Here is a 15,680-nt window from a genome sequence, read left to right as displayed (position 1 = left end):
AACAAGTATTCGGTATTAGCTACCGTTTCCGGTAGTTGTCCCAAGCTTGAGGGCAGGTTGCCTACGTGTTACTCACCCGTCCGCCGCTAACCATCAGAGAAGCAAGCTTCTCTTCAAGTCCGCTCGACTTGCATGTATTAGGCATGCCGCCAGCGTTCGTCCTGAGCCAGGATCAAACTCTCCAATAAAGATGAATTCCGTCAGCGTCGTTAAACGCTGTGAAACTCATCGGGGTATTGAAAAGAGCGATAAGCTCATTTTGAATCTGACGAGATTAAAATCTCATTTTTGTTCCAGTTTCCATACAGCCAGATGGCATGTACCAAAAACCTTCACGTCATTCTGCAAGCAGAATGTTTACTCACTCGTTGTTCAGTTTTCAAAGATCAAACTTGTTCTCGCTACCGAAACCAGTTCGTTTCAGCAACTCTTATATAATATCATGTCCGAACCAACTTTGCAAGCTCTTTTTTTCAAGTTTCTTTCGAAGCTTATTTTCATTTGCTTGCCGCACCGTGTAAGCTGTGTTTTCTTGGCCGGAATAAGAATATACCACGTATCGACTCCACTTGTAAAGTTTTATTTATTAATTTCAGTTATCCACTTTTATCCAAATGAATATCAAGCTAAAGATTAGCACAGTCTATCACTACCCTCACTCTCCACCAACTGTAACCGACCAATCATCATTAGATAATAAAGACACCTACTCATAGAAAGAAACCCTTTCAAACTAAGCGTCTGAAAGGGCTCCTACGTGCATTCCTTTTATTGAAATAACTAAGGTGAATCATAAAGAGTAAACCACAGATACCTTACCTACCTAGTACTCACCTTACTTGCGCTCTACCTTATATCCTTTATCCTCTAGCAACTTCACAACCCCGTGGTCCCCTAAATAGTGTGCTGCTCCAACTACGATAAAGTACTCTTCGCCTTTGCCGTTTTTTAGGTAACCATCGATCTTGTCGGCCATACCGATATTGCGGTCTATCAACATCGCTTTGTTATACTCTTCATCATCGGAGAAGGTGTTGGTCAACTCCAGCAATTGCTCGTCATTACCTGTTTTCCACATCTCAGCCATCTGATTCGCGGAATTGTCCAGTACATCGAAGTTATCGATTGTGGAACGCAATGTTTTTTCCTGTAATTCTTTTGAGAAATTATCGAACATTCCTAATTGAGACTGGTAGGATTCAAGTTCAATGACAGGGATTTTACGCTCAATCGCTTTTTGAATAAAATACAAATCTACACCGGACGCTGCTTCCAGTCCAACTGATGACATCTTCAGACTTCCCAGCGTAGTTTCCACCACCCAAGGCTTAAATGCATCAAACGCATTAGGCTCTAACCCCTTTTTCTTCAAAATATCACCAAGCTTGCTGTATGTCTCACTGGAAATATGATCCTTCAACGTTGTGCCATCCTGATATGAACCCAGACTTAACACCAACTTCTGTTGCTCTTCGTCTGCCGCTTTACTCAGATCTATTTCTACGCCAAGATAGTCAGCTTCAGCAAACGCCTCTTCAAATTCAGGACGCAATGGATAAAAACTTTTGTCTGCTACATGCATCGACCCTACCAAATATACGGTATTGCCGTTATTCTGCACTTCCCACATGAAGCCGCGTCCACCGTTTTGAGCGGTTTCAACCGTGCCGTCACCCTTGGATACGAGCAACACAGTTCTTGTAGCCTTATCCCAACGAACCTCATACCCTGCGGCATCGCCAACGATACGAATTGGTGCGTAAGTAACACCATTGATGCGAACAAGTTTGCTTTTCAGCGTTATGGTCTTGCCATTGACGATTGCTGTGATACTGTCATCGGTTGTACCCGCCAGTTTGGCATCAAGTGCATCCAGCGTTGTACGGAGTGGAACGAGAGTCGTTCCTTTTTCAACAATTGGTGCACCCGCAGTGTATGTAACAGCTTTATTATCGATTTTAACAGCCGTGTCTTGCGGAGCAGCCATTGCCGGAACTGCTGATGCGAGCAATCCTACTGAGACGGTAAGAGATAAGAGTACGCGTTTCCATTGCTTCATATATTATGTATTTCCCTTCTTCTTCTAATTTCTACACTTTTGATGTAGACAAAGATCAACGAGATCACTTTCACCTTCTATATTACGTTCTAATGTGAAGTTCGTTCCAGAAAATTTTCCAAATATTCATAGATTACTATAGTTTATAAAAAAAGCCCTGGCTTTAGCCAGGGTTTCAAATGGTTTTGTTATGTACCTTTTCACGACGGATTCGTTTTTTGATAAGCATGCATTGCCGTTTGAAATTGATCTAACGCCTCCTGATATTTAAGACGATCTTTGTCGTTCGCTGCAAGTTGTTTTCTCATAATTAAATCGTCCTGCAATCGTTGTACCAGGTCTTTGATCTGATCATTTGGATTTGATTTGGCTGGTTTGGGCAAAGCCTCCGTTCCGGTCTGCACGGTCAGTTCTCCTTTACTATCCACCTGACCGATCGAAACTTGGCTTAAGGTCAGATCTAGCTTACGCAGTTCTTTTTTGACCCAATCCTCACTCACTGCAGCAGAATTTAAAGTTTCAGGTAGAATGCGACCATCCATAATGATCGTTCGCGGTTCCTTTTCCGAAGAAAGACGATACCCCAACATGTCCGCGGTGAGAGGTTGATATTCCTTTTTTAATAACACACTAATATCTCCGCTCTGTTCCATTACCGCAAATTCCACATCGGCCACCCGAAAAACATCTTTCTTACGAAGCTGTTCCAAAAACTCATCAATCGTCAGTCGTTCCTTTTTCAGATTTTTCTGAATAACAGCTCCATTTTCAACAAGGATCGTTGATTTTCCATCCACAATATCACGGAACTTTTTACTTTTCATCGTTAGGTACTCTGCACCTGCCGAGAAAGAAACCCACACCAGCACAGCAAGAAAGCCCAAATACCAGCTTGTGTCGGTATCCAAAGAGATGTAACCTACCAGGTTCCCGAGCGTGATACCCGTTATATATTCGAACAAGGAGAGTTCAGAGATCTGCCGCTTACCTAAAATCTTCGTAATGAGAAACAGCATAGTTACCGCAGAAATCGTTCGTATAATAACCTCTAACCAATCAGGCACGTCGCATGCTCCTTTCCGAATGAAGTCCATATTCCTCGGATGACATAACTTCATTATTAAAGGTTATAATTAACATGCGCGTCAGATTGTATGCATTGGATTGTTCAGTTTCTTGGCAATCTGATAGACCATCTACTTTTTTATCTTACTTGTCCAAGATGATATGAAATTTCTTTGGATGTCTCTAAAATTTTGTCGATCATAACACTCTTCTCTTCCTCTTTATACAGGCTCAAAGGGATTGCGAAAATAATGCTTCCGACTACATTGTGCGCGGCATCAAAGATAGGAGCACCGAATCCGATCGACTCATTTTTACGTTCACTGAACGTATAGGAGTATCCTTCACTTCTGATCCTCTCGATCTCCACTATAATTTGCTTTGCCTCATTTAATGGCACACCTTCCTGACTCAACACTTCCTTAATTTGTTCATCTGTTAAAAATGCTAAAATTGCTTTCCCGCTGGCTCCAATATGAATGGGTTGAAGCACTCCGAGCTCCAGGCGATACTGAAGGATGTTGGAACTATGAATACCTAAAATGAATGATAGCTTCTGATACTGCTCTTGATATTGTGCCAAATACACGGACTGTCCCACTTCATGCGACAAGGTCTTAAGGTAAGGTTCAGCTACGGATTTCAATCCAAAATTAGCACTAATAAATGATGAAAGTCGTACCCACTCATTCCCAATCGTGTACTTATTCGTTTCGGGGATAGTCTGTAAAATGTTCTCTTCTTTTAATGTCTTTAAAATACGGTGTATGGAACTAGGTGGACTTTCCAGATATCGTGCAAGATCATTGACTCCCCATACCGCTTGTCCATCAATGAAAGCCTTCATAATGGTTAATGTTTTCAAAGTTACGTTAGATTTATTGGTCATTAATAAGGCACCTTTCATCGTTAATCTTTATCTTGATTATAATGTAAGCGTATGCTACTATTCCAATCATACAACACACCCATTCCACATTCAAGAACACCATTCCATTATACGGAATGATAATTCAATTCCACTCATTAAGTTGAATGCCATTCCATATAGTGGAATGATAGGGGTGTGCACACATCAGGGGGGACAATATGAAAATTCACTATGCTTGGGTCATTTTTTTGGGATGCTGTATTATATCCTTCGTTGGTTTCGGATTAACAATCAATACAGCCGGTTTATTCTGGGGAGGGATGAGCACAGATTTAAATTTGACGCGTGCTGAAATCGCTCTCAATGCAACCTTTGGCGGGATTGCCGGTGCAGTTTCTTTGTTGTTTGCTGGTACAGTGTTTAAAAAGGTCAATACCAAACTGCTGCTCAGTCTGTCTTTCGGAATAACCGGTCTTTGTTTTATAGCATGTTCATTCATTCAAAGCGTCACTCCTTTCTACGGGATCAAAGTAGTCTTGGGAGTCGTGCAGAGTATCTCCATTGTGATCTCCATCCCTATTTTGCTCGGTAACTGGTTCGAGAAAAAGCTGGGGATTTTGTTTGGAATTACAGGTGCGCTGACCGCTGTCGGAGGCTCGTTCTTTAATCCTATAATCAGTCATCTTATTCTTGAACACGGATGGAGAACAACTTATATCATCGTAGGCATTATATGTCTTGTCGTGCTTTTACCGACGGCCCTTCTGATGAAATTCAAACCTGAAAACGGTTTGTTTCCTTATGGTGCAGAAACGAACCATACAGCAGCAGAATCAAATCAAGCAGTCAACAATGTGGAAGCGAACGGTCTGTCGATAAAAGAGGCATCCCGTACACCTATCTTTTACAGCTTTATCATAGCTATTATCTGTTTTCAGGCAGCTGGCTCTCTGGCACAACATGTACCGGCACTTATTCAAAGCTTAAACTTCAGTTTACAAGTAGGTGCAAGTGTGATGTCCGCCCTGCTTATTGGAGCCGCCATTGGTAAACTGCTTATGGGCTTTATGTTGGATCATGTTAAACCCGTCATCGTACTACTTATTTTCACGCTCCTTGGAGCTTCTGGATGGTATAGTACAGGCGTATTCAACAATGTAGTCTTTTTGAATGGTTCTGGATTTCTGAGCGGGATGGGACAAGCCATCGTACTTACTGCAATCCCTCTATTGATTCGTGGATCTTTCGGAACGAAAGACTATAGTCAAATCCTTTCTATTATTCTCATGTTCGGTGCATTTGCCAATGCTGTTTCTGTATATATACATGGATCGATGTTTGATCAAACCCATTCCTACTCAGCCTCATTGATTTTGAACGTGGTAGCGTATACAATTGGTTTCCTTTGCCTTGCATTTGCTATTCAATTCAGAAAAAGAATGACCACATAATAAATTCGTTAGAAGGTGTAAAAAAATGAGATCATTCCAAGTAAATCCCCAATGGGAAGGTTTAACTAAAACGATCGAACAGGAAAACCCACCTTGCAAATATGAAATCCACGGTATGAGTGAAGCCATAGTTTCGATGCGAGATGGCGTTCAGCTTCATACTAGGATTTACCGGCCTAATCAAGGTGATTCTTGGCCATGCATTCTCGTACGTAATCCCTATCCCAATAACCAAGACTTGCTTGAAGCAACCTATACACAATTCGTCAGGCATGGTTATGTTCTAGTTATTCAATCCTGTAGAGGAACAGGACTTTCCGAAGGGGAGTGGTCTCCCTTTGTGAATGAACGCGAAGATGGCATTGATACATTGGAATGGCTAGTCCAGCAATCTTTCCAAAATGGAAACATTGCACTCTTCGGCCAATCGTACTGTTCATTTACAACCTGGATTATCGCTGATTCGTTGCCTAAAGAAGTCAAAACCGTATTTCTAGATCTTTTTGGAGTGGATCGCTACGGACAGATGTATATGAACGGTATGTTTCGGCATGACATATATACGTCCTGGGCGTTTGCGAATTCCGGGGTTGAAACGACGACCGATGCAGGCGAGCTGTATCAAGACTCTCTCAGCATTCTGCCTCATAACCAAGCAGACGAGAAACTTTTGGGCCGTACCCTTCCCTTCTACCAAAGCTATATTTCAGAGACGAGCCGTGAATCAAAATACTGGCAGGAAGGAATATGGGCAGAGCTGTTAAATATTCCTGCCAAGATCAATATTCCAGTGTTTATGGTAGAGGGATGGTTTGACCATCATCTGGAGGGAGCCTTCAAAGGCTACAACCTGCTTCAAGATCACGTAAAACGTAAAAGCAGATTTGTAGTCGGCCCTTGGGATCATGTCGGGAATTCACCAGGTGAACGAACGTATCCTGATGCTAACCTTCTGGGAGCTTTTCGAATAAAAGCGGCCTTGGAATGGTTTGATATACATCTAAAAGGGAATCCTGGCACATTCAGCCCGATTTCCTTTTATCGTATTGGAGCTTCTCGGTGGGAAGAACGTCAGTCCATAACGGATCAGGATACAACCTGGCGTTTGTACTTTTCAAATAATCCTGAACAGCAACTAACCGACAAGCCATCGCAACCGTCAACAGTGAAGTATGCATACGATCCTTCCTCCCCCGTACCTACCCATGGAGGAAGTGCCTTACTTGCATGGATCATGCCTTCGTTTAAGGGTGCACCGCATGGTAGTTTGGCCCAACCTGACTTTTCTGATCGCCAAGATGTCCTGAGGTTTGACTCTGCTGTACTGGATGAAAACACACAAATAACGGGCGGTATTAAAGTGTGCTTAGAGGTTAGTACAGATGCGGAGGATACGGCTTTTAGTGTGAAAATCTGCGAGGTATTTCCGGATGGTCAAAGTTTTAATATCGTCGATGGCATAACTTCTCTGAGATATCGGAATAACATTGATCAACCCGTGGATTATACACCCAACCAACCTGCACAGGTCATTATAGAGATGTGGCCAACAGCGTGGGAACTGCAAAAAGGTTCTTTTATTCGAGCAGAAGTATCTTCTTCTAATTTTCCTGCTTACCATGTACATTCCAATGTGAAAGAACCTTGGGCTTCCACATCCAAATACAAGATTGCAGCTCAGACCCTATATACAGGCTCTAACTATTGTAGTTATATTGAATTCCCTAAATAGATTGTATTTTTAAAAGGAATGCAGTCTAGTTAGCAAATCATGCTTGCTTTAATTGATCGGATCAATCCATCGAATCGAAGATAAATAGGTGCCACTCCATTGCCGAGTGGCACCTATTTCAGTTACATGTCCCATCCATTTTGAAAATACATTCACTAATTATGACTCCCAGAATCCCATCATTTGATTTCCCCTTATAAAAGGTTATAGTTTATCGTAGGAGATAAACGTTGTCAGTGATATTAATTCACGTACTACTATGTAAGATGGTGCTTCTATGTTCTGTCTCACTTTATCATATTACTCGTATGGGGTGACTAACCATGAACAAGCAAGAACAGGTTATGCTGAATTTCAGGGACTTATTTAACAAGTTAGTCTGGATTAATAAATCGAAGATGGAAAGCAGTCTTCAAGGGTACAAGCCTTCTGAAGTCCATTGCATTGAATTTATAGAGAAAAATGTAGATTCCAATGTAACCAAGCTGGCGGAGTCCATGTATATGACCAAGGGCGCTATAAGTAAATTAACGAAGAAACTCATTGAAAAAGGCCTGATCGAAGACTATCAGAAAACGAATAACAAGAAAGAAGTCTTTTTTAAACTCACCCAGCAAGGCAGAGTCGTATTTGACATTCACGAGAAACTGCATAAAGAGTTTCAGGAAAGAGATGAATCCGTATTCAAGCATGTAACGGAAGAACAATTCGATCACATGCTGGACTTCATTGAACTGTACAGTAAACATTTGGACACTGAAATAAAGAAACAAGGTTTAGATATAATGAAGTGAAACAACTATAAATTAAGAATAAAACCAAGAGCAACCTTCTCTAAAGAGATACGGATGCTTTTTTTATACCTTTTTTATTGTTGACAAGGAAACTAAAAGTGGATAGAATTTTGGTTGACGAGGAAACAATATTAATTAAAGGAGTGTAATATGCGTACAAACAAAGCAAAAGAAACCGACATACCTAGACATATCCTGATTACCGCTTGGGCCATTGCTCTTGGAGCAATCGCTCCTATGTTAGATTCTACAATGGTGAATATCGCTGTAAGTCAACTCACAAAAGATTTTCATACCACATTAAGCACCATTCAATGGGCCATTACAGGATATATTTTAGCCCTTGCCATTGCAGTTCCGGTATCTGGTTGGCTTATGAATCAATTTAATAGCAAAAAGGTCTTCATTGGAGCGGTCATTGCTTTTGGCGTAATCTCTTTACTAATTGGTGTTAGCTGGGATATATCCAGTTTTATCGTCTTCCGTTTGCTTCAGGGATTTAGTGCCGGAGTCATTACCACCCTCATGTTCACCCTCTTGGTTAAGACAACCGGACAAGAGTACTTAGGCAGAGTCATGGCGATTGTAAGCACTCCTATGATCTTTGGTCCTATTTTGGGACCCATCCTCGGAGGGTTCATTGTTCAAGTCGCATCTTGGCCGTGGATCTTTTTCATTAACGTGTTCGTTGTATTGATCTCTGCACCACTAATGATCAGAAAGATTCCAAACTACGAGCCTTTTAACAAAGAAAGCAAGCTCGATCTATTCGGAATTATCGTTTTATCCATTATGAGCATAGCTTTAATATACGGAATCACCAAAGCAGCGGATTATGCCACTTTCAACAATCAGGAAACCATTTTGTGGATGGGGATTGGCCTTGCTTCGGCTCTCATTTATCTCGTTTATAATCGTATTAAAATGAATCAAACGGTTCTGCCCATGAATTTGTTTAAGCATAAGAACTTTGCAGCCTCAAGTGCCGGGCTATTCTTCGCTAATATCGCCATCATGGGTCCGATGTTAATACTCCCTTTGTTTTTTCAAACCTTTCGACACTTCACAGCCATTGAAACAGCCGTTGCACTCATCCCTCAAGGCGTTGGTATGCTGATCACCCGACCTTTCATTGGAAAAATGATCGACCGCATTGGTGCAAAATATGTGCTGATCGTCAGTCTCTTCCTTTCCCTTATTGGGTCCATTCCTTTTATCTTCATCACAGATCATACAAGTATGATCTGGATTTCAGTAATCTTATTTATTCGCGGTGCCAGCGTTGGGGGCATTAGTCTTCCACTAATGAGCGAAGCCTACAATGGACTGGGCAACAAGCAACTTCCGGAAGCGGGTGTTGGGATAAATATCATTGAAAACCTCGGTTCAAGCTTCGGCTCAGCCATTATTCCGACGGCTGTTGCTACAGTCATACAAGGCTTGCATCCAACCATTGCAAATCAATTGCAGGCGTACCATATCGGTTTTCTTTTAGCCGCGATCGTTCTGGCACTGATCTTGATCCCCGGCCTGTTTCTTACGAATAAACAGAAGCAAAAGACAACTTAAACTAGATTCACGAACTGAAATCGTAAATAACAAAAAGGTGCTACTCTATTGCCGAGTAGCACCCATTTTTTCATCAAGCGTTAAAACGAATCCAGGCCAACACAACACATACAATCCCTGATATCACAAAGACAGACGATATCCGGATATTACTTCGAAATTTAATGCCATTGAAGAAAACTCTGGTAAATAAAAAGCAGTCCCAGATGGGCCGCTTTTTTACTTACCAGAGTAAGCACAGTCAATAGATATCGAGACTTTATATTGCAAAGGAGGGTTACCATTCTGAAATGATATCCTATGCCTTTCCTTACTTCTTCATTCACTTTTTACTCCCAGCCATCCATAGACCTACAGCTGCGAAAACAGCTCCAGCTCCCATCATCACCCCTTGAACGGCATCCTTCACTACAGAGCCTTCTCCACTGATGACTGATGCTAACAATAGAACAACTACTCCTGCACTCATTAACTTATAGGACTTTGTATTTAATTGATTAATCATATTAACTACCTCCATAGTGTGTATTTGAATTGTTTTTAATTTTTATGCCCACTACAACATTATTCTAGCCAAGAGGTTATATTACGTTGTTTTAGGTAAATAAATATGCATAAATATACATTTATCATAAATTTTGAAAATACTCTCACTAATTATGACAACGCACAAGGGCTGCGTAGTTTGAAATATTAAATCTTGTACGCCTTCATCGCTTTAAACAACTCTTTGAAGGTTGGACGTTTGCCGTACATCAGTACGCCCGTGCGATAGATTTTAGCTGCGAGCCAGCCAAAGACCAGAATGGATACAGCCAGAACGGCAAGAGATGTAAGAATCTCCCAGGTCGGTGCAACGCCTGCCCCGATCCGTACAAGAATCGCTGTTGGCGAGGTGAACGGAATGAAGCTTGCAACTTTGAGCAATAAAATATTCGGTGCAGAGATGCTGAAGAGTGCAATATAGAATGATACCAGGGACAGCATCGTGATTGGCAGAACTGCCTGCCCCAGCTCTTCCGTACGGCTGACCATTGAACCGACGGCTGCGAACAGCACTGCGTACAGGAAGTAACCCAGGATATAGAAGATCAATCCATATACAATTACAGCGATATTAATGTCGCTAACACTTAAATTGAAATCATCCAGTACTGCGCGGTTGTGCGGTAATAGAATATTCCCCGCAATAACTGCGCCGAAGATTCCGATCTGTAACATACCTACCATGAAGATACCGATGATTTTACCAAACATTTGACTGAGTGGAGATACACTCGTAATCAAAATTTCCATGATTCTTGAGCTTTTCTCAGCAGTAATCTCGGAAGCAATCATATTACCTGTCATCATCGTAGATGTGAACAGCAAGATGATTAGCAAGTACACAACGATATAGTTGATCGGACTCATTGATTTTTCCGCACCAGCTCCAGCCTCACCATCATCGGCGCTTAGACTCTCTGCAGTCAGCTTCACAGGTGTTGTAATCAACGCCTTCTGTTCAGGTGTCAGTACATCCTTGACTACGACATCCAGCTTCACACTTTGCAGAGCAGATTCAATAGCCGTAGTGATCTGAGGTGAAATGTCATCTGTGGAATATAAAACAGGCTTCGGGAACTCCTGTCCTACTACCGTTTCAAGTTTCAAATAACCATCAATCAGGCCTGCCTTCGCATCTTCCTGTAATGCAGCTTCGTCCTTATCCCCACTCACGATGAAACGATACGCCTGATTTCCCTGAGCAGATGAGAAGTCTTCCAGCTTCTGTGCTACATCCTGCTGTTCCGTTGTCAGAAGACCGATGTTGACAGGATTTTTACCGGAAGCTCCGCCGCCAATTGGGCCTCCATTGAATAAAGTAATGAAATATGGAACATTGAGTCCAATCGAAATTAAAAGTGCAAGTACAATGGTAGTAACCATAAATGACTTCGTTTTTACTTTGTTTTTGAATGTGAAACCTGTAATTGTGCCCATTTTATTCATTCGACTCACCTACCTCACGAATAAAGATTTGGTTAAGCGTTGGTTCCTTGATCTCAAAATGCTCCACGGTGGTCTGTGCCATTGCCGTTTTCAAAATCTCCTGAGCGGCTGCAACCTCACTGACCTGAATCTGATATCCACGTTCGTTTTGCTCCACTCGTTTCACACCTGCCAGCTGCTCAAGTCCTTCTACCTGTCCAAGAGTATTGAGGTAAACTTGCTCACGCGGATAACGGCTCTTAATCTCCTTAATCTCACCTTGCACTACCGTGTTAGAACGATGAAGTATCGTGATCTGACGACATAACTCCTCGACATGTTCCATCCGGTGTGTAGAGAACAAAATGGCTGTACCTTCATCACGCAATTCTTTAACCGTTGATTTGAGCAACTCTACGTTAACCGGATCCAGTCCGCTAAACGCTTCATCCAGGATCAGAATCTGAGGTCTGTGCACAACTGCGGCAATAAAACCCATCTTCTGCTGGTTTCCTTTGGATAATTCCTCAATTTTTTTATCATAATACTCCGGCACCTCGAACCGCTTCAGCCAGTACTTCAGACTCTCATCCGCATCCTTGGCTTTCATTCCGCGAAGGCGTGCCAGGTAATTAATCTGTTCGCTAACTTTTACCTTGGGATACAATCCCCGTTCCTCCGGAAGATACCCCATAATCTCTTGTAGCTCTGTGTTGTATGGTTTGCCGTTGTACAAAATGTTACCGCCATCCGGGTGGATCAGACCGAGCACCATGCGCATCGTTGTTGTTTTACCAGCACCGTTGGCTCCAAGTAATCCGTAAATCTCGCCCTCTTTTACATTAAGCGTAACTCCATTGACAGCTGTTTTGTCTGCGTACTGTTTGACGACTTGCTTTAATTCCAATCGGTTCATTCAGAATCGTCTCCCTTCGGTTTATCTCCACTGTACGGGTGCATACCCGGCAATCCAATATTCCAGCACTTCTCCCAGTTCCAAATTACGGATTTTGAGCACCTGATGATTGGACAACTCCAACCTCTCCTGCGCTTCGCTCACCCGGGTTGTAATCACACGGATCAGGCCATTCTCTTCCTGAAAAGATTCAACTACACCAGGAATATTCTCGGGCCGCAAATTTCCTTCATACCAGATCTCCTTCCACTGCTCTAGCACAAGGTCTTTCTCCGCCATACCCAGAACCTGCCCGCGGTGCATCAGTACGATGTAATCTGCCAGCCGCTTCACTTCATCTGCAATATGAGTGGCAATAAGAATGGTCGTGTCTCCACCTTCCATATAATTGCGGAACTGTTCAACCATCACCTTCCAGGCAAAAGGATCAAGACCGGACGAAGGTTCATCCAGAAGAAGCAGTTTAGGCCGAGCAGCAAGTGCTGCGGCTATTTCAAACTTCCTCCGTTCTCCCTTGGACATCTTGGTCAGCTTCACATCACTTGGCACGTCCATGTCTGTTATAAGCTGTTTGAACAGCTTCATATCCCACCTTGGGTACCAATGTGATCTGAAATCGGCTGCCTCCTGAGGCGTCATCCGATTCTCTTCAATACCACTGTTATCTGCCACAAAGCCAATCTGTTGTCTCAGCTCAATCGGAAGTATCCCCGAATGCTTCTCCTGTCCAAACCATATGATCTCACCACTATCCGGTAGTACAATTTGTTGCAACATGTTAAGCAATGTGCTTTTGCCAGAGCCGTTATGCCCCAGAATGGCAACAACGTATCCTTCTGGAATCGTCAGATCAATCGGACCTATAACCCTGCGTTTACGCATCTTGGATACACCATTTAATTGAACGGCTATGGATTCTACCATACTTCTCCCTCCTTACTTTGAATAATTCGCTCTCAGGGCTTCCCGGAACAAAACTTCCATTTCCTCTTCTGTACACCCTACAGCTTTGCCCGACTGCACCGCAGCTTGCATCGCTTCCTCCGCTGCCTTCAGCCTGTAGTTCTCTCGTTCTCCCGCCTCAACCTGGGCCACAAATGTTCCTGTCCCCTGCTTCGTACGAAGCAGACCTTCATTCTCCAGATCCTGATAGACCCGTCTAACCGTAATTACACTGCAATTCAGCGCTCCGGCAAATTCGCGAATGGACGGCAAATGTGTCCCCTCCCCCAGTTGACCCGTTATAATTAACGACCTTAATTGGTTCTCAATCTGGTGATACAAAGGTTCAGCGCTATTCTCATTTATTTGAATGGGTATCTTCACATCTTGCACCTCGCCCTCCGGTACACTTCACTCACTTGCCTGAACGTGCCGGTTTCATCCTTTATTCTTTTTATCACTAATTCTGCCGCCTTCTAACTCAGATCTCTCACGGCAAGCTTCTTCAACGTCACTCGACTGAACCCCCATAATGCTGCCAAACCTGCAACCACCGCAATCCACATGATTGGAGATAACAAGCCCCACAGTTTACTGTAGTGTATTACATACCAGAATCCATAATTACCCGAGAGGCGGATCAGAACAGATATCACAACAGCCATCGGTAAGAACATGAAGCTAAGCATCAAATATTTTTTACCACTGAAGAGAAACTCTCCGTAAATATACAATCCTGTAATTAGAAGTCCATATCCCGTGCAACTCAGCGCAAAGGCTAAATACTGATCCCATGTGAAGCCTTCCGTGTGTAATCTGACTGCATATAATGATCCGTAGAAGAAAAAACCATTATATGCGAATGCAATCAGAGATTGCTGCAGTCTCGACCACATCACAGTTTCATTCGGAATCGGGAGCCTTCGATAAAAGGCGAGCAACTGTGTGTAGGAATCTTCTTGTATGTAGCGGAAGGAACGTCTGCTGAAAAGAAATCCTAGGAACGGGAGCATAATGAGAAAAAACGCATCTACTACCGGGTTAATAAAATTACTCTGTTGCTGCCCAATCAGCATTACGCCGCTCATACTGCCTGTGTAGATCATAAATATGGCAGACCATAACCACTGCAGCTTATCCTTACTATAATCGTTACGGGTTAGCCACCACGCTTGCTTCCATGCATCCATATCTATGCCTGCCTTTCAACTGTCTTCCTTCATCTGGTTGACTGTGCTTTTGTTTTGATCACTGTGTCTAGTGTGTATATCAATATACACAGTATACAGACCTATTGCATGTCCCGTCAACCCCTTTTTTTCCTGAATCAGGAAAGCAGGATAGGAAAAGAATCCATTCTGCGATAAGATATACACAGCGATTTTAGTTGAGAGGAATGATCACCCTATGGGATGGCTTATTGAGCCCATACTTGTATTTGGTTTTATCCTTGCGATGATCTGGCTCATCATTCGAAGTGAGCCAGGTCGGGTTAAGAGCAAAAGTGACAGCAAAAGGCATTCCAGACAGTCCAGACAGCATCATCATTCGTCTAGCTCGGCTACGTCTTCTTCTATGATGACCTCTGACTTTTCGACGGACTCGCATACCAGGCCCACTCACGACCACCGACTCCATCACGATCACAAACATCACGATATAGATTCTTCTTCGGGCTCTCATCATCATTCGAGCAGTGATCACGGAAGCAGCGACAGCGGTGGGGATAGTGGCGGAGGTGGAGATAGCGGTGGCGGCGGAGACTAACAATTCCTGCTCTGTCTCATTAGAAAAAGAGCTGTACCCGGCACTGTGAATCAATCACAGAAGGGCACAGCTCTTTTTCTTTTTCTTTTCCGGTCACCTGATAGCAGAAGAAGCTCATGTCTTACACGAGGTTGTAGCCTGTTGGCAAGCTGCGGTTTCTACGGATGGCGCGAATCTCAGCCAAAGTGAGACGCTGATTGGTGGAGATCAACGACTCTACATCTTCGCCGCGGATCAAGTCATCCAAATCTCTCAGATTGGTGTTCCCGCGATAGACACGGAAGCCTCCCTGGAAGTTTGGCCGTGTAAACACCACAAGTGTTGCATTCGAACTCGTTGAAAAGAAGCGCAGGCTCTCAACCCCGTCCAAAATATTGTCCAGGTTGCGAAGTCCAGTGTTACCACGATAAATGCGGCTTCTTCCTCTGTAGTTCTCTTCGGAATACACGGTAAGACGAGGATACGTCTGACTGATGCTGACTGTTTTTTTCATTTTGGTTCCCTCCTCTCAAACTCATTCTATGAATGAATAAGAGAGATGGT

General features: G+C 43.0%; 15 protein-coding genes and 1 rRNA gene. 5 read left to right on the top strand and 11 right to left on the bottom strand.

Features of this window, described 5'->3' with window-relative positions; all coding sequences use genetic code 11:
• From J2T16_RS19555 to J2T16_RS19540, 4 genes are all read right to left on the bottom strand, one after another.
• Nucleotides 1-188, bottom strand: a 16S ribosomal RNA gene (locus J2T16_RS19555); the annotation flags it as partial.
• A gap of 647 nt (nucleotides 189-835) precedes the next feature.
• Nucleotides 836-2,059 (bottom strand): TraB/GumN family protein, encoded by a 1,224-nt coding sequence (locus tag J2T16_RS19550; protein ID WP_154892206.1) that lies wholly within the window; start codon nucleotides 2,057-2,059, stop codon nucleotides 836-838.
• Between the two features lie 200 nt (nucleotides 2,060-2,259).
• Nucleotides 2,260-3,123 carry a DUF421 domain-containing protein gene (locus J2T16_RS19545; RefSeq protein WP_154892205.1) on the bottom strand — a complete coding sequence of 288 codons (864 nt, stop codon included), beginning with the start codon at nucleotides 3,121-3,123 and terminating at the stop codon, nucleotides 2,260-2,262.
• Nucleotides 3,124-3,263: 140 nt separating this feature from the next.
• Complete coding sequence (locus tag J2T16_RS19540; protein ID WP_251509851.1) at nucleotides 3,264-4,013, bottom strand: IclR family transcriptional regulator; 750 nt, start codon at nucleotides 4,011-4,013, stop codon at nucleotides 3,264-3,266.
• A 200-nt stretch (nucleotides 4,014-4,213) separates the two neighbouring features.
• On the opposite strand from J2T16_RS19540, the gene J2T16_RS19535 reads away from it, so the two are divergent.
• The 4 genes from J2T16_RS19535 (at nucleotide 4,214) to J2T16_RS19520 (ending at nucleotide 9,541) form a co-directional block, all read left to right on the top strand.
• A complete protein-coding gene (locus J2T16_RS19535; RefSeq protein WP_499019077.1) occupies nucleotides 4,214-5,446 on the top strand; it encodes an MFS transporter in 1,233 nt (410 codons plus the stop codon).
• A 25-nt stretch (nucleotides 5,447-5,471) separates the two neighbouring features.
• Nucleotides 5,472-7,178, top strand: a complete 1,707-nt coding sequence (locus J2T16_RS19530; protein WP_499019076.1) for a CocE/NonD family hydrolase — start codon at nucleotides 5,472-5,474, stop codon at nucleotides 7,176-7,178.
• 323 nt (nucleotides 7,179-7,501) lie between these two features.
• On the top strand, nucleotides 7,502-7,972 hold the full coding sequence (locus J2T16_RS19525) for a MarR family transcriptional regulator (RefSeq protein WP_154892201.1): 471 nt from the start codon (nucleotides 7,502-7,504) through the stop codon (nucleotides 7,970-7,972).
• 150 nt (nucleotides 7,973-8,122) lie between these two features.
• A complete protein-coding gene (locus tag J2T16_RS19520) occupies nucleotides 8,123-9,541 on the top strand; it encodes an MDR family MFS transporter (RefSeq protein WP_499019075.1) in 1,419 nt (472 codons plus the stop codon).
• A 322-nt stretch (nucleotides 9,542-9,863) separates the two neighbouring features.
• Here the strand turns inward: J2T16_RS19520 and J2T16_RS19515 are convergent, their stop codons facing one another.
• The 6 genes from J2T16_RS19515 to J2T16_RS19490 form a co-directional block, all read right to left on the bottom strand.
• Nucleotides 9,864-10,046, bottom strand: coding sequence for a hypothetical protein (locus J2T16_RS19515; RefSeq protein ID WP_145407867.1), 183 nt, complete (start codon nucleotides 10,044-10,046; stop codon nucleotides 9,864-9,866).
• Nucleotides 10,047-10,234: 188 nt separating this feature from the next.
• Complete coding sequence (locus J2T16_RS19510; RefSeq protein ID WP_499019085.1) at nucleotides 10,235-11,533, bottom strand: ABC transporter permease; 1,299 nt, start codon at nucleotides 11,531-11,533, stop codon at nucleotides 10,235-10,237.
• Nucleotides 11,526-12,428 carry an ABC transporter ATP-binding protein gene (locus J2T16_RS19505; RefSeq protein WP_499019074.1) on the bottom strand — a complete coding sequence of 301 codons (903 nt, stop codon included), beginning with the start codon at nucleotides 12,426-12,428 and terminating at the stop codon, nucleotides 11,526-11,528. The genes J2T16_RS19510 and J2T16_RS19505 overlap by 8 nt, the downstream gene beginning before the upstream one ends.
• Before the next feature lie 21 nt (nucleotides 12,429-12,449).
• Entirely contained in the window at nucleotides 12,450-13,352 is a 903-nt protein-coding gene (locus J2T16_RS19500) for an ATP-binding cassette domain-containing protein (protein ID WP_445648446.1), read from the bottom strand.
• 12 nt (nucleotides 13,353-13,364) lie between these two features.
• Nucleotides 13,365-13,754 (bottom strand): GntR family transcriptional regulator, encoded by a 390-nt coding sequence (locus tag J2T16_RS19495; protein WP_090919013.1) that lies wholly within the window; start codon nucleotides 13,752-13,754, stop codon nucleotides 13,365-13,367.
• A 92-nt stretch (nucleotides 13,755-13,846) separates the two neighbouring features.
• Nucleotides 13,847-14,560, bottom strand: coding sequence for a hypothetical protein (locus tag J2T16_RS19490; protein ID WP_499019073.1), 714 nt, complete (start codon nucleotides 14,558-14,560; stop codon nucleotides 13,847-13,849).
• Nucleotides 14,561-14,777: 217 nt separating this feature from the next.
• On the opposite strand from J2T16_RS19490, the gene J2T16_RS19485 reads away from it, so the two are divergent.
• Nucleotides 14,778-15,137, top strand: a complete 360-nt coding sequence (locus tag J2T16_RS19485) for a hypothetical protein (protein WP_139168873.1) — start codon at nucleotides 14,778-14,780, stop codon at nucleotides 15,135-15,137.
• A 121-nt stretch (nucleotides 15,138-15,258) separates the two neighbouring features.
• Here the strand turns inward: J2T16_RS19485 and J2T16_RS19480 are convergent, their stop codons facing one another.
• Nucleotides 15,259-15,630: a hypothetical protein gene (locus J2T16_RS19480; protein ID WP_154960588.1), complete on the bottom strand. Its 372-nt coding sequence runs from the start codon at nucleotides 15,628-15,630 to the stop codon at nucleotides 15,259-15,261.
• Nucleotides 15,631-15,680: the final 50 nt, after the last annotated feature.

The sequence above is a fragment of the Paenibacillus intestini genome (assembly GCF_030803945.1).
GTDB classification, from domain to species: Bacteria; Bacillota; Bacilli; order Paenibacillales; family Paenibacillaceae; genus Paenibacillus; species Paenibacillus polysaccharolyticus.
Note: the sequence above shows the minus strand (reverse complement) of the source record. Positions and strands in the feature narration are given on the sequence as shown.

Excerpts from the sequence above, each read along its gene's own strand:
- J2T16_RS19550 (WP_154892206.1), bottom strand. The coding sequence starts at position 2,059 with ATGAAGCAATGGAAACGCGTACTCTTATCTCTTACCGTCTCAGTAGGA.
- J2T16_RS19540 (WP_251509851.1), bottom strand. The coding sequence starts at position 4,013 with ATGACCAATAAATCTAACGTAACTTTGAAAACATTAACCATTATGAAG.
- J2T16_RS19535 (WP_499019077.1), top strand. The coding sequence starts at position 4,214 with ATGAAAATTCACTATGCTTGGGTCATTTTTTTGGGATGCTGTATTATA.
- J2T16_RS19530 (WP_499019076.1), top strand. The coding sequence starts at position 5,472 with ATGAGATCATTCCAAGTAAATCCCCAATGGGAAGGTTTAACTAAAACG.
- J2T16_RS19525 (WP_154892201.1), top strand. The coding sequence starts at position 7,502 with ATGAACAAGCAAGAACAGGTTATGCTGAATTTCAGGGACTTATTTAAC.
- J2T16_RS19520 (WP_499019075.1), top strand. The coding sequence starts at position 8,123 with ATGCGTACAAACAAAGCAAAAGAAACCGACATACCTAGACATATCCTG.
- J2T16_RS19515 (WP_145407867.1), bottom strand. The coding sequence starts at position 10,046 with ATGATTAATCAATTAAATACAAAGTCCTATAAGTTAATGAGTGCAGGA.
- J2T16_RS19510 (WP_499019085.1), bottom strand. The coding sequence starts at position 11,533 with ATGAATAAAATGGGCACAATTACAGGTTTCACATTCAAAAACAAAGTA.
- J2T16_RS19505 (WP_499019074.1), bottom strand. The coding sequence starts at position 12,428 with ATGAACCGATTGGAATTAAAGCAAGTCGTCAAACAGTACGCAGACAAA.
- J2T16_RS19500 (WP_445648446.1), bottom strand. The coding sequence starts at position 13,352 with ATGGTAGAATCCATAGCCGTTCAATTAAATGGTGTATCCAAGATGCGT.
- J2T16_RS19490 (WP_499019073.1), bottom strand. The coding sequence starts at position 14,560 with ATGGATGCATGGAAGCAAGCGTGGTGGCTAACCCGTAACGATTATAGT.
- J2T16_RS19485 (WP_139168873.1), top strand. The coding sequence starts at position 14,778 with ATGGGATGGCTTATTGAGCCCATACTTGTATTTGGTTTTATCCTTGCG.
- J2T16_RS19480 (WP_154960588.1), bottom strand. The coding sequence starts at position 15,630 with ATGAAAAAAACAGTCAGCATCAGTCAGACGTATCCTCGTCTTACCGTG.